Source organism: Xanthobacter tagetidis, assembly GCF_003667445.1.
Lineage (GTDB): Bacteria > Pseudomonadota > Alphaproteobacteria > Rhizobiales > Xanthobacteraceae > Xanthobacter > Xanthobacter tagetidis.
On the sequence record NZ_RCTF01000018.1, the window covers coordinates 61,134 to 74,379 of the forward strand.

The window sequence follows — 13,246 nt, forward strand, 5'->3', positions numbered from 1 at the left end:
CGATCCGATCGGCAGACCACGGGTGGGGATCGCTGGGGACTCAAGGTCGGCACGCAGGGTCAGCCGGCGTTGATCCAGACCGACTTGGTGCTGAGATACTCATCCAGATGCCGCGCGCCGGACTCGCGTCCGTAGCCGCTCATGCGGTAGCCGCCGAACGACACGGCTGGGTCCATGAGTTGGTAGCAGTTGGCCCAGACCGAGCCCGCCTTCATGGCGCGCGCGACGCGCAGGGCGCGGCCGACGTCGCGGGTCCACACGCCCGCGCCGAGGCCGAACATGCTGGCGTTGGCGCGGGCGATGACCTCCGCTTCGCCGTCGAACGGGATGACGCACAGCACCGGCCCGAAAATCTCCTCCTGGGCGATGCGCATCCGGTCCTCGACGCCTGAGAACACCGTCGGCGGCACGTAGAAGCCTTTCGCGTAGGCGCCATCCGTGAGCCGTGCGCCTCCGGACACCGCATGCGCCCCCTCGGCGGCGCCGATGTCGAGATAGGAGGCCACGCGCTCCAGCTGCCGCGCCGAGATCAGCGGCCCGAGCTGGGTCTGAGGGTCCGCACCGTCACCGACTTTGAGCGCGGCGCCGAATGCGGCGACGCGCGCGACGACGTCGTCATAGATGCTCCGCTCAACGAACAGCCGCGTGCCGGCGCTGCATACCTGTCCCGAATTGGCGAAGGCGGCCATGGCGGCGCCCGGCACCGCGGCATCAAGGTCGGCGTCGGCGAACACGATGTTCGCGGACTTTCCGCCCAGTTCCAGAGACAGGCGCTTGAGGTTGGCCGCGGAGAGCCGCACGATCTCCTGCCCAGTCACATGCGAGCCGGTGAAGGCCACCTTGTCGATGCCGGGATGGGCGGCAATGGCCGCGCCCGCCGTTCGGCCGAAGCCGGTGACGACGTTCACCACACCCGGCGGCACGCCCGCCTCCAGCACCAGCTCGGCGAAGCGCAGCGGGCTCAGCGAGGCATCCTCGGCGGGCTTCAGAACGATGGCACAGCCGGTGGCCAGCGCCGGCCCCACCTTCAGCACGCTCATGCCCAGCGGCGCGTTCCAGGGGATGATGGCGCCCACGACCCCCACCGGCTCCCGCGCCGTGAAGGTGAGCACCGCGCCAGGGACGGAATTCTCGATGGTCTCGCCGGTCAGCGCCGTGGCCTGCCCTGCGTAGAAGCGCAGCAGCCCCACCATGCGCTTGCGCCCGAGGCGCGTGCGGCTGATGGGGCCGCCCATGTCCAGGGTGTCGAGCCAGGCAAGCTCGTCGTAGTTCGTGTCCACGAGGTCCGCGAGGCGCAAAAGCGCAGCTTGGCGCTCGTCGGGTTTCGCCTTCGACCACGAGCCGTCCAGGGCGGCGCGCGCGGCGGCGACGGCACGGTCGACGTCCTCGGCATCGCCCTCCGGAAGCGTTGCCAGCAGCGTGCCGGTGGCGGGGTTGCGGGCCTCGAAGCGGCGGCCGGAGGCGGCCTCCACCCAGTCCGCCCCGATGAGCATGCGGCGCGCCCCGCCGTCGGCGAAGGCGGGCAAGGCGGGCGCCTCGGCGGCGCGGCGTTGGGCGGTCTCGGCCATGGGCGTCTCCTGCTGCCGGCTCAGAGCACGAGGCAATAGCCGCTGCCGCGGCGGGCAAGGCGGCTCGCGTGGGGGGCGCCAAAATGGGCGGGAAAGACCATGGCGTCGGTCTCGATCGCCTGCTCCAGCAGCGCCTTGCGGGTGCGATAGGCGAGGGCGCTGTCCTCGTCGAACCGGCAGTGCCATTCCGGGCGAGGCACCTGGACGATCTGGTGCAGCACGTCGGCGGAGAAGATGCCGGTCTCGCCCTTCGAGCGGGCGATCACGGCCACCTGTCCCGCGGTGTGGCCGGGCGCCGCCTGGATGAAGAGGCCCTTCGATATCTCGTCGCCGTCGGCGATGTCGTCCACGAGGCCCGCCTCGTAGATCGGCTTGATGCTGTCCTCCAGATAGCAGTCGCACTCCGGAAAGCCCTTCAGGCCGGTATCGGTGGCGATCCAATGCTCGTACTCCGCCTTTGGGAAGAGATAGCGGGCATTGGGGAAGGTCGGCACCCAGCGGCCATCCACCAGCATGGTGTTCCAGCCCACATGGTCGACGTGGAAATGGGTGTTGACCACCAGGGTCACGTCTTCGGGCGTGACGCCTTCCGCGGCGAGGCGGTCGAGGAAGGGCGTGTCCAGCATGTCGAAGCGGCGGAAGGCTGGCGGGCGCGGCTTGGCGTTGCCGCAGCCGGTATCGACGAGGATCACGTCGTCGCCGTTTCGCACCAGCCAGGTGTGCATGGACGACATCAGCCGCTGGGTCTTGGGATCGAGGAAGGCCGGGCTCGCGAGCTCGGGATTCTCCTCGTAGAAGGAAGGCCGGAAGTCGGCGAACAGGTAGCTCGGGGGCGAGCCGGGACTGAGCAGTTCCTCCACACGGGTCACGGCGATATCGCCCACCCGGTAGGTGCTGGACGTGGTCTTGGTCGCGGTCATGGCTCGCTCCTCCGCCTTCGTGCTCTCCGGCCGCGCCGTCAGATGGCGGCGACGCCGATGGTGAGGCCGCCGCACACATTGAGCGTCTGCCCCGTGGTGTAGCCGGCCTCGTCGGACATGAAGTACATGCAGGCCGCCGCGATCTCCTCCGGCTGGCCGACGCGGCGCACCGGGATCGCATTGACGAACGCCTCACGCTGGGGCGTGCCGGGGGCCATGTTGCCGGCTGTGAAGCCCTCGGTCTCGATGGGGCCGGGGGAGATGCAGTTCACCGTGATGCCGAAGGGCGCGAGCTCCAGCGCCGCGTTGCGGGTGAGCCCGACGATGCCGGCCTTGGTCATGCCGTAGAGCAGGCGGCCGTGCTTCCCGAGCGCCGAACGGCTGCCCATGTTGACGATGCGCCCGAAGCCGGCGGCGCGCATGTGCGGTACGAACGCCTGCATGGTCAGCATGTTCGCGGCGAGATTCACTGCCACGAGGTTCTCGAAATGGGCGAACTCCGCCGTCTCCACCTCGCCGTAGAAGAAGCGCGCGGCGTTGTTCACGAGCCGCAGCACCTTGTGGCGGGCGGCGATGCCGGCGAGCACCTCGCGGGTGGCGGCGCTGTCGGAGAAGTCCAGGTTGACGAACTCGCCGGGGAAATCCTCCTTGGGCGAGGTGCGCGCGAGGCCGATCACGTGGTGGCCTTGGGCCGCGAGGCGGCGGGCGATGGCGAGGCCGATGCCCCTGTTGGCGCCGGTGACGACGGCGCCGGCTTTCTCCGTATTCTCTCCCATCTTCTGCTCCAGTTTCCTGCGGCGGCAGAGCCGCCCTGCGTGTCGGTTCGGCGACGGGTCAGTGCCCGGAGAGGATCGCGTCGGCGATCTTCTCGGCGGCCATCATCACCGGGACGTTGGTGTTGGCGGACGGCACGACGGGGAAGATGGAAGCGTCCACCACCCTGAGCCCCCGGACGCTGCGCACAAGGCCGGCAGCGTCGGTCACGGCCATGGGGTCGTCGGCCCGTCCCATGCGGCACGAACAGCTTGCATGCCAGGTGCCGGTCACCGCCGATCGGGTGAAGTCCTCCAGCTCCCCGTCATCCTCCATCAGCCGGTCGAAGCGGTACTTGCCGGCCATGAAGCGGTCGATGAGGGCGCGGCGCAGGACCGGATTGGCGTCCAGCATCCGCGCCAGCACCGCCATCAGGATACGGTTCCGGGAATTGACCATGCCCACCTGCCGCACGCGCTTGTCGTAGCTCGCCGGGAACGGATCGGAGGCGACGGCGCGCATTTCGGCCGAGCGCTGGATCATGCCCATGAGGCGGAATCCCGCCATCAGGCGCACCAGGTCGCGGTGGTCGCTCAGCAGGTTGAAGGCGACCGCCGCCGGCTCGCGCCAGTCCGCCGAGCGCAGCGTCACCGTGCCGGATTGGGAATAGCTCTTGTTGACGAAGATGATGAAGGTGCCGAGCTGCTCGCCCACTTTGTGCCAGGCGGACTTGCTGGCAAGCGTCACGAACATGTCGCCGCGCGGCGCTCCCGCGAGGCCCGACGAGTAGCGCAGCGCCATCAGGATGTGGCGCCGCGTCAGAATGCCGATGCGGGCCTCGGGCTTCAGGAACGAGGCGAGGGCCACGGACGGGTGGTCCATGAGGCTCTGGCCCACCCCCGGGACGTGCGCCACCACCTCGATGCCATGGGCGCGCAGGTGCGGCGCCGGGCCAATACCGGCACGCAGCAACTGGGACGGCGAGCCGATGGCGCCGCTCGACAGGATGACCTCGCGGGCACGCAGTTCGTCCTCGCCCTCGCCGGAGCGGACGGCGACGCCGACGCAGGCGCCATCCTCCAGCAGGAGGCGCGTCACTCTCGCGCCGGCGCGGATGTGCAGGTTCTCCCGTCGGCGCGTCGCGGCGTCGAGATAGGCCGCGGCGGCGGACACGCGCCGGTCGTAGATGTTGTTGATGGCGATCGGGAAATGCCCGTCCGCGAAAGCCCCGTTCTGGTCCTCCAGGAAGGGAATGCCGGCCGCTTCCAGCGCCTTGCTCACCGCCTTGGCGTGGCCGCACCACAGCTCCGGGAAGATGCGGGAGATGGGGACCGGCCCCTCCTTGCCGTGCAGCGGGCCGCCGAAGTCCATGTCCCGCTCGAGCTTGCGGAAATAGGGGAGCACCGCCTCCCAGTTCCATCCCGCCGCGCCGCGTCTCTCCCAGTCGTCATAGTCTGAGGGGGCGCCGCGATTGGCGAGCTGTCCATTCACGGAGGAGCCGCCGCCCAGAACGCGGCCCTGCTCGTACCGCGCCTCCGGCGGCGCCGCCGCAGGGTCGTTGTGCGGAACGGCGCGTGCGCGGGCCTTCAGCTCGGTCCACAGGAAGCGGGGATTGAGATAGGCGAAGCCGGGATAGCTGTCTGCGATCTCCGGCGGCACGCGGCCGGGCGGGGTGTCCTCCCCGGCCTCGCACAGCAGCACCCGGTTCGACGCCTTGGCCGAGAGGCGGCTGGCGAGAACGCATCCGGCCGATCCGCCGCCCACGATGATGTAGTCGTACATCAGCCCGCTGTTCCCCGTCGCGTCCGGCTCCGCGCAGGGCCGGCCTCCCCCGGTGCGTCCCACGCAGGACGGACCGGCACGCCTCTGCGGGCGTCGTCTCCTCTAAGTACAGGCGCGCTCGGCGCCCGGTCGACTTTCGCGGGAGCATATGTTCTATAATCCAAAGGTATGGCTGGAGGACCGGCGTGGACGTCCGCGAGCTGCGCTATTTCAGGACCGTCGCGGAGGCGCGCAGCTTCTCGAAGGCGGCGCTCAAGCTGAGGGTGGCGCAGCCGGCGCTCAGCCGGCAGATCCGGCGGCTGGAGAGTTCGCTCGGCATGCCGCTGTTCGCCCGCCACAGCCGCGGCGTGGTTCTGACCGGTGCCGGCGAATTCCTGTTCGAGCGCACCACCACCCTGTTCGACGATCTCGCGCGCATCCAGCGCGACATCGCGAGCTATGCAGGGGCCAAGTCGCGCAGCGTCACTCTCGGTGTGCCGCCGGCGACGGCGCGGCTGCTGGTGCCGCCGCTCCTGCGCGCGGTCGCCGAGGAGACGCCGAACCTCACCTTGCGCATCATGGAGGGCTTCTCCGGCGTCCTGCACGAATGGCTGAGCACCGGGCAGGTGGACATCGCCTTCATGCACAATCCCAGCCTCGCGCCGAACCTCACGTTCGTGCCTATGCTGGTGGAGCGCATCTACCTGGTGGAGCCGCCCGGCACCCCGCCGCGCGAGAACCTCACCCTGGCGGAAGCGCTCAGTCGCCCGCTTTATTTGCCCAGCCAGACCAACAGCCTGCGCCAGCTGGTGGACAAGCTCACGGCGCGCGACAAGCTCAAGCTCGACATCCTTCAGGAGATCGACGGGCTCACCGTGACCAAGGCGCTGGTTCAGGAGGGAATGGGCGCCACGCTCTACGCCTACAGCGCGGTGCAGAAAGAGGTGAGCGCCGGCGAGCTCACCGCCTCGCCCATCGTCACTGCGGGCGCTGTGTGGAGCCTCGGCGCGGCGCTGAAGACGGACCAGAATGCGGGCCAGCTCGCCGACTTCGTCGCTCTGCTCGGCCGCCAGGTCGCGGCGCTCGTGGACCAGGGAGTGTGGCGCGGCAAGTTGCACCGGCTCCCGCGCGTGTCCAAGCCCGGCAAAGCGGCGTGGGGCTGAGCGCAGGCGGCGCAGATCGGCCATCCAGCCCGGTGAATCGCCGTCCAGCCGGAAAAGCGGAGCCGGCGCCAGCAATGCCTTTCCGGCATAGTTTCATTGTCGTGTTCTTCGTTCAGGGGCGGGAAGGGCTGCTCTAGCGTCGTCGCCGGCGGGAGTTCCCTGCCCAAGCGAAAACGACGATTGGACGCGCCGTGTCGACCTATCTGCCCACCCAGCTGCCCGGTCCGCAGCCGGACCTCGACGACCAGCCCTTCTGGGATTTCTGCAAGGCGCGCGAACTGCGCATCCAGGCCTGCGCCGACTGCGGCAAGCTGCGCCATCCGCCGATGCCAGCCTGCCCGGCGTGCCGCTCCATGCGGACCACGTGGCGCGCGGTGCCCGGCACCGGAACGGTGTTTTCCTTCACCGTCTGCCACTATCCGGCACATGCCTCGCTGAAGGACGTCGTGCCCTACAATGTCAGCGTCGTCCTGCTGGACGGGACCGACGACATCCGCATAGTCAGCAACGTGATCGACGCGGAGCCGGACGAGATCGCGATCGGCATGCGCGTCGCGCTCGCCTGGGATGAAGTTGCGGACGGCCAGGTGCTGCCGCGCTTCCGGAGGGCGCCATGACCGTCGCCTTTCCCTCAGACACCGCCATCGTCGGCCTCGGCGAAAGCCGCTACGGCCGCCGTGGCAGCATCACCGAGGTGAGCGAGTTCCAGCTCCTGTGCGAGGCGATCGCCGCCGCCGCCGAGGACGCCGGCCTCGACGTCGGCGAGATCGACGGCTTCTGCTCGTTCGCCGATGAGCGCCACGAGCCGGTGCGCATCCAGCAGACGCTGGGTATCCCGCAGATGCGCTTCTCCAACCTCGTATGGGGCGCCGCCGGAGGCGGTTGCTCAGCGAGCGTCATGAATGCGGCCCTCGCGGTCCATGCGGGCATCTGCAAGACCGTCGTGGTCTACCGCTCGCTGTGCCAGGGGCAGTATGCCCGCTTCGGCCAATACCGGCCGCGGCCCATCGGCGGCTCCTACATGACGCCGTTCGGCCTGCTGACGCCGGCGCAGTACACCGCGCTCACCTTCCGCCGCTACATGTTCGAGCAGGGCACCACGGAGCAACAACTGGCGGCGGTGCCGCTCACCTTCCGGGCCCACGCGCAGCGCAATCCGCGCGCGATCCAGTTCGGCAAACCGCTGACGAAGGAGGAGTATTTCGCCGCGCGCTACATCGCGACGCCGTTCCGCCTCTACGATTGCTGCCTGGAGACGGACGGCGCCTGCGCGCTCATCGTCACCTCGCTGGAGAAGGCGCGCGACCTGAGGCAGAAGCCTGCGCGTATCCTGGCGGCGGCCCAGGCGTCGAACAAGGGTTGGGGCCTCGGACCGGTCGCCTCCCACAACATGGCGCTCGAAGACTACGGCACCACCAATTCCCGCGCGCTCGCCGAGGCGCTGTTCGCCATGGCTGGCATCGGGCCAGAGGACGTGGACGTCGCGCAGTTCTACGACGCCTTCAGCGGCCTGGTGCTGATGGCTCTGGAAGATTTCGGCTTCGTGCCGCGCGGCGGCGGCGGCCCGTTCGCAGCCGCCGGCAATCTCGCCTGGCCGAACGGCACGCTGCCCACCAACACCGCGGGCGGTCTGCTTTCGGAGGCCTATCTGCACGGGCTGAATCTGGTCAGCGAGGGCGTGCGTCAGATCCGGGGCACTTCGACGGCCCAAGTGGCGGACGCCGAGATCAGCTTCGTCAACAGCGGTGGCGGCGCCGGGCACAAGAGCGCGCTCATCCTGTCGCGCTGAGAGGCGGGCGAGAGAATGCGCGGCGCAGGGTGGGAAGGCCCCGGGCGCATTCTCTGCCAATAATTCAGAGGGCGATCCGATCAATTTGTTTCAATTTGATCGGATCGATCATTTTAGGACTTCGCCTCGTCCGTGACCCGCACATAGTCGGCGGTCTCGCGATCCCAGGTGCCCGGGCCGATGCCGTCGGCCACCAGCCGGTACTTCTCGACCTTGCTGTTGGGTGTGCGCGGCAGCTCGCGCACGAAATCGACGTAGCGGGGCATCATGAACCGCGGCAGGCGGCCCTGGAGCCAGTCCACCAGTTCGCCGGGACGCAGCCGGCCGGGGTCCCGGACCTCGCACACGATGCGCACGTCGTCCTCGCCCGCGGCGGCGGGCACCGCCACCGCCGCGCAGTCGTCCACCAGCGGATGGGAGGCGACCACGCTCTCGATCTCGTAGGGCGAGATGTTCTCCCCGCGCCGGCGGATGCGTTCCTTCTTGCGTGAGGTGAAGAAGACGAACCCATCCTCGTCCACGCGCGCATAGTCCCCGGTCTTGAACCACAGATCGGAGAACACCTTCAGCGTCTCTTCGCTCTTGTTGATGTAGCCGCGCATCATGATGGAGGGCAGCTTCGGGCGCAGCGCGATCTCGCCGGTGCGCCCGGCGGGCACTTCGAGGCCCTGCTCGTCGAGGATCTTCATCTCCCAGTCCTCGTGGACGCGCCCGCAGCTTCCCGCGCGCCGCGCCCCGCCATGGGGGGTGTAGATGGTGAGGCCGGTCTCGGTCATGCCGTACGCTTCCACGAGCCGTACGCCGAAGCGCGCCTCGAATTCGGGATCATGGCTGGCATTGAACATCCGCGTCATCTTGTGGCCGCGGTCGAAGGCGCCCGGCGGCTGCGCCTTCAGCATGGTCTGCATGGTGAAGATGGTCTGGCCGATGGTGGCGGCGCAGGCCGCTGCCTGCTCGAAATAGCGTGAGGCGCTGAACTGCCGCGCGATCACCACCTTCGCCCCCACCATGAGGCACGGCAACGCGCCGAGCCGGCTCGCCACACCGTGGAACAGCGGCATGGGCGTGAACAGCACGTCGTCGCGCTGCAGGTCGGTGCCGCGCAGGAAGGTGCAGGTGGAGGAAAAGAAATGGCCGTTCGGCATCACCACGCCCTTCGAGGGACCGGTGGTGCCCGAAGTGTACATGATGGCCTGCGTGTCCTCGAAGGTGCATGCGATCTCCGGATCCGCGCCGTCGCCCGCGAGCAGTTCGTCATAACCGAGCACGCGGGTCGGTCCGGCCGGAGCGGCGCCTTCGCCCACCACCGCCACCCAATCGAGGGCGGCGCGCGCCTCGGCCCCCACCGCCTCGAGCGCGGGGAGGAATTCAGCGGCGATGACGAGGCCCCGGCTGCCGGAATCCCGCAGCAGGTATTCGAGCAGCGCGCCGGTATAGGTGGTGTTGATCGGCACGATCACGGCGCCGATGTTCACGCACGCATACCAGCAGAAGATGAACTCCGCGCCGTTCGGAAGCATGACGGCGACGCGGTCGCCCTTGGACAGGGAAAGATCGCGGAAGCTGCACGAGAGCGCGCGCACATTCGCGTAGGTCTCGGCGAACGAGAAGGCGCGTCCGTCGGCCTCCAGATAGATCCGGTCCGCCTCCCGCTCGGCCACCTGTCGCAGTATCGGGCCGAGCACGCGCTCGCGCAGAGGCAGGGAATGCATCGGATGCAAAAGCCGGCTCCTTCGTCTTACGGCAGCTCGAAACAATCCTGCCGCATCAAGATCTGCGAGCGGCGCCGGGCGCGGTTCCGACACCCATCGGCCACCCGGCCTGAGAGCGTTATGCCGTGCCCGCTGCTGCCGTGCTCGCGGCGTGGCCGGCATAGGTCGTATGCCCAGTAGGTATGAATACACGAAGCGGCGGGCCTCTATCGTCACGCCAAACATTCCGCCCTGCCGGCTCCGTCCGGCGCGCCGGAACAAGAGCAACGCAGAACAAGATGCCGCGCAATCGCGCGGACAAGCCGGGGAGGGGATGCGATGAGCATTCTGAAACGCCTATTTTTCCTCGCAGTTTGCCTGCTGGGCGCGACAAGTGCATTCGCGCAGTCGGATTATCCCAGTCGTCCGATCCGCATTATCGTCACCTATACGCCGGGCGGGGCGTCCGACATCTTGGCCCGCATGGTGGGCGAGGAGATGAGCAAGGCCTGGAAGCAGGCGGTGGTGGTCGAGAACCGGCCCGGCGCCGGCGGCGCCGTGGGCCTCGAGGCGGCGGCCCGCTCGGCGCCCGACGGTTACACCCTCGTGGTGGGCGTCAGCGGCACGCTCGTCATGGGTCCCCACCTGATGAAGGGGCTGACCTTCGACACCCGCAAAGATTTCACACCCGTCGCCATGCTGTCGCGGGTCGAGAACATCTTTGTCGTCGATCCGAACTTCGAGGCCAAGACCATCCAGGACGTGATCGCGCTCGCCAAGGCCAAGCCCGGTGCCCTCAGCTATGCCTCCGGAGCCGCAGCCTTCCAGCTCGGCATGGAGCTGTTCAAGTCGAAGGCCGGCATCGACATCGTCGCCATACCCTACAAGGGCGACGGCCCTGCGGCGCTCGACGTGATCGCCGGCCGCGTGCCGATGATGATCTCCTCCGTCGGCGCCCAGCTCGGCGCGGTGCGCTCGGGCAAGCTGCGCGCGCTCGCCGTGCTCGGCAATGAGCGCGTGCCATCGCTGCCCGACGTGCCGACCATGATGGAGGCCGGCGTGCCTGGCTATGTGGCCGTGGGCTGGAACGCGCTCGTGGCGCCGGCCGGGGTGCCGGCGGAGATCGCCGACAAGATCAACCGCGAGGTCAACCGGATCCTCGAGATGCCGGACATCCGAAAGAAGATCATCGACCAGGGGTTCGAGCCCTGGCCCATGTCGCGCGCCGCGCTCGCCGACATCATCGCCACCGAGCACGCCAAGTGGGGCGAGGTGGTCCGCGCCGCCGGCATCGAGCCGCAATGAATGCCTCGCCTGCCAGGGAGGCGCTCCATGTCCGTGGCGTCTGATAGCCTGCCGAAGGTGGCCATGATCGGCCTTGGCATGATGGGCCTGCCCATGGCGACCTGCCTGCTGAAGGCAGGCTTCCCGGTCGTCGGCGCTGATCTGTCCGCTTCGGCGCGCGCGGCGTTCGCCGCCGCGGGCGGCGCCGCGTTCGAACAGGCGAGAGATGCCGTCGCCGGGGCGGACGTGGTCATCACCATGCTGCCGGACGGCAGGATCGTTCGCGATGCGCTGCTGGGCGACGGCGGCATCGCCGCCGTCCTGCCCGCCGGCACGCTCGTCCTCGACATGAGCTCATCGGCGCCGATCGGGACCGTTCGGCTCGGCGCAGAACTCGCCGCGCTGGAATTGCGCTTCGTCGACGCGCCGGTGTCCGGCGGGGTGCGCCGGGCGGTGGACGGTACGCTTGCCATCATGGCGGGCGGATCCGCCGCCGACGTGGAGGCGGCCCGTCCGGTGCTTGCAGCCATGGGGCGCTCCGTCTTCGCCACCGGCCCGCTGGGCTCGGGCCACGCCATGAAGGCGCTGAACAACTACGTCTCGGCCGCCGGGCTGCTCGCTTCCTGCGAGGCGCTCGCGATAGCCGAGGCATTCGGCATCGCGCCGGAAACCGTGGTGGACGTGCTCAACGCCTCCACCGGCCGCAACAACTCCACTGAGACCAAGCTGAAGCCCTTCGTGTTGTCTGGCACGTTCGGCTCCGGCTTCGCGCTCGCATTGATGGCGAAGGACCTGCGCACCGCGGCGGATCTCGCCGCTGAGGTGGGGATCGAGGAAGGCCTCATCGAATGCAGCGCGCGGAAATGGGAGCAGGCGCGCGCCGGCCTGCGGCCGGGGGCGGACCACACGGAGATTTCCAGTTTCGTCGGCACCCGCCACAAGGCGCGGTGACGCGCCGACTTCGTCCACCGCAGGACCGTCGCATCGGGAGCCGCGCTCATGAATGACTGGGAGGTGATCGCCCTCCACTACGCGACGGCCATCCGTCCGGCTGCGGACCTCGTGCTTGAGGCGGACCCGCACGAGGCGCCGGGCCGGATCGATTATTTCATTTGGGTCGTGCGCGGCCCGCTCGGTGTCGTGGTGGTGGATACCGGCTACCTGCCCGCCGAGGGTGAGCGGCGCGGGCGCACGCTGCTGCGCCATCCGGTGGAAGCGCTCGCATCCATCGGCATCGACGCCGCCGCGGTCCGCGACGTGGTGCTGACCCATTTGCACTACGACCATGCGGGGAACCTCGCCGCCTTCCCGCGCGCCACTTTCCATCTCCAGGACCGGGAGATGGCGTACGGAACAGGCCGCTGCATGTGCCACCCGCGGATGCGCGTGCCGTTCCATGCGAATGATGTGGTGGAAGCGGTGCGCATGGTGTTCGCCGGCCGCGTGCGGTTTCACGATGGGGATGGGGAGCTTCTTCCGGGCCTGTCGCTGCACCTTGTAGGGGGACACTCACGGGGCCTGCAGGTGGTGCGGGTGGCGCGGCGCGACGGCCCGGTGGTAATTGCGTCGGACGCGGTCCACTTCGCCGCGCACATGCAGGCCGGAAAGGTCTTTCCGCTATTTGCCGACTACGCCGATGTCCTGGAAGGATACGCCAGGCTTCGCGCCCTGGCCGGCGCGGGCGGCATTATCCTGCCGGGCCACGACCCATCGGTGCTGACCACCTACACGCCCGTTTCGCCAAACGCGTCCTGGGCAGTGCGCATCGGCCATGGCGCGGTCTGACGCATAGCGGCCGCCCGCATCCCAGGCATTCCGCGACGGGCATCCGAGCGAAAAGGACAGCGACCCACCTCATGCGCATCGCGACGCTGGGGTCCATCGAGCCGCAGGCGTGGAGCCGCGTGGCCTTCGCGCTCTTCAGCCTCTTTGCCGGCGCGGCGGCGATCCAGGCGCGCGCGGTGCTCTGCGGCAAGGCGCCTGAGCCCATGGGCAGCCCAGGCTCCTGGGTGCGCTCGGGCCTGCAGTCCGGCTCGTTCGGCGTCCATGGCGGCCTCGTCAGGTGCCGGTCGTGCAGAGGGAGCCCGGTGCCGCGTTCCGTGCCTGATCCCCGGCCGTTGATCCTGCCTCTCGTCGGAGGCGACATGAACCGTCATCGCGATGGCGAGTTCGTCCGGCTGCCGGGCCGGAATAGGCGGCGCAATGGAAGCTGAATGGTGGTGGTGCGCGAAAATCTTGTCCTACAGTTCCTTGCTCGATTTCAGGAGGAAACTGGTAGTCATGCGCAAGCGTTGCCGTAGTGGGGCATAAGCAAAAA

The 13,246-nt window shown here is 68.8% G+C and carries 12 protein-coding genes; 7 read left to right on the forward strand and 5 right to left on the reverse strand.

The window, feature by feature from the left end; genetic code table 11:
- Positions 1–59 precede the first annotated feature (59 nt).
- From D9R14_RS18370 to D9R14_RS18385, 4 genes are all read right to left on the reverse strand, one after another.
- Positions 60–1,493, reverse strand: coding sequence for an aldehyde dehydrogenase family protein (locus D9R14_RS18370; RefSeq protein WP_210210875.1), 1,434 nt, complete (start codon positions 1,491–1,493; stop codon positions 60–62).
- 95 nt (positions 1,494–1,588) lie between these two features.
- Positions 1,589–2,488 (reverse strand): MBL fold metallo-hydrolase, encoded by a 900-nt coding sequence (locus tag D9R14_RS18375; protein ID WP_121624803.1) that lies wholly within the window; start codon positions 2,486–2,488, stop codon positions 1,589–1,591.
- A gap of 38 nt (positions 2,489–2,526) precedes the next feature.
- Entirely contained in the window at positions 2,527–3,264 is a 738-nt protein-coding gene (locus D9R14_RS18380; RefSeq protein WP_121624804.1) for an SDR family NAD(P)-dependent oxidoreductase, read from the reverse strand.
- A gap of 58 nt (positions 3,265–3,322) precedes the next feature.
- The gene (locus tag D9R14_RS18385) at positions 3,323–5,023 is read right to left on the reverse strand and encodes a GMC family oxidoreductase (RefSeq protein WP_121624805.1); all 1,701 of its coding nucleotides are present in this window, start codon (positions 5,021–5,023) and stop codon (positions 3,323–3,325) included.
- Positions 5,024–5,208: 185 nt separating this feature from the next.
- Between D9R14_RS18385 and D9R14_RS18390 the strand changes: the two genes are divergently transcribed.
- From D9R14_RS18390 to D9R14_RS18400, 3 genes are all read left to right on the forward strand, one after another.
- Entirely contained in the window at positions 5,209–6,165 is a 957-nt protein-coding gene (locus tag D9R14_RS18390) for a LysR family transcriptional regulator (RefSeq protein ID WP_121624806.1), read from the forward strand.
- Positions 6,166–6,356: 191 nt separating this feature from the next.
- Entirely contained in the window at positions 6,357–6,782 is a 426-nt protein-coding gene (locus D9R14_RS18395; protein ID WP_121624807.1) for a Zn-ribbon domain-containing OB-fold protein, read from the forward strand.
- On the forward strand, positions 6,779–7,954 hold the full coding sequence (locus D9R14_RS18400; RefSeq protein WP_121624808.1) for a thiolase C-terminal domain-containing protein: 1,176 nt from the start codon (positions 6,779–6,781) through the stop codon (positions 7,952–7,954). The genes D9R14_RS18395 and D9R14_RS18400 overlap by 4 nt, the downstream gene beginning before the upstream one ends.
- A 113-nt stretch (positions 7,955–8,067) precedes the next feature.
- Here D9R14_RS18400 and D9R14_RS18405 read toward each other — a convergent pair whose 3' ends face one another.
- Positions 8,068–9,666, reverse strand: coding sequence for an AMP-binding protein (locus D9R14_RS18405; protein WP_170168675.1), 1,599 nt, complete (start codon positions 9,664–9,666; stop codon positions 8,068–8,070).
- Positions 9,667–9,984: 318 nt separating this feature from the next.
- Here D9R14_RS18405 and D9R14_RS18410 point away from each other — a divergent pair, with 318 nt between their 5' ends.
- The 4 genes from D9R14_RS18410 to D9R14_RS18425 all read left to right on the forward strand — a co-directional run bounded on the left by D9R14_RS18410 (position 9,985) and on the right by D9R14_RS18425 (position 13,142).
- Positions 9,985–10,950 carry a Bug family tripartite tricarboxylate transporter substrate binding protein gene (locus tag D9R14_RS18410; protein ID WP_121624810.1) on the forward strand — a complete coding sequence of 322 codons (966 nt, stop codon included), beginning with the start codon at positions 9,985–9,987 and terminating at the stop codon, positions 10,948–10,950.
- 27 nt (positions 10,951–10,977) lie between these two features.
- Positions 10,978–11,880, forward strand: a complete 903-nt coding sequence (locus D9R14_RS18415) for an NAD(P)-dependent oxidoreductase (protein ID WP_121624811.1) — start codon at positions 10,978–10,980, stop codon at positions 11,878–11,880.
- 48 nt (positions 11,881–11,928) lie between these two features.
- On the forward strand, positions 11,929–12,714 hold the full coding sequence (locus D9R14_RS18420; RefSeq protein ID WP_121624812.1) for an N-acyl homoserine lactonase family protein: 786 nt from the start codon (positions 11,929–11,931) through the stop codon (positions 12,712–12,714).
- A gap of 71 nt (positions 12,715–12,785) precedes the next feature.
- A complete protein-coding gene (locus D9R14_RS18425) occupies positions 12,786–13,142 on the forward strand; it encodes a hypothetical protein (RefSeq protein WP_121624813.1) in 357 nt (118 codons plus the stop codon).
- Positions 13,143–13,246 lie beyond the last annotated feature (104 nt).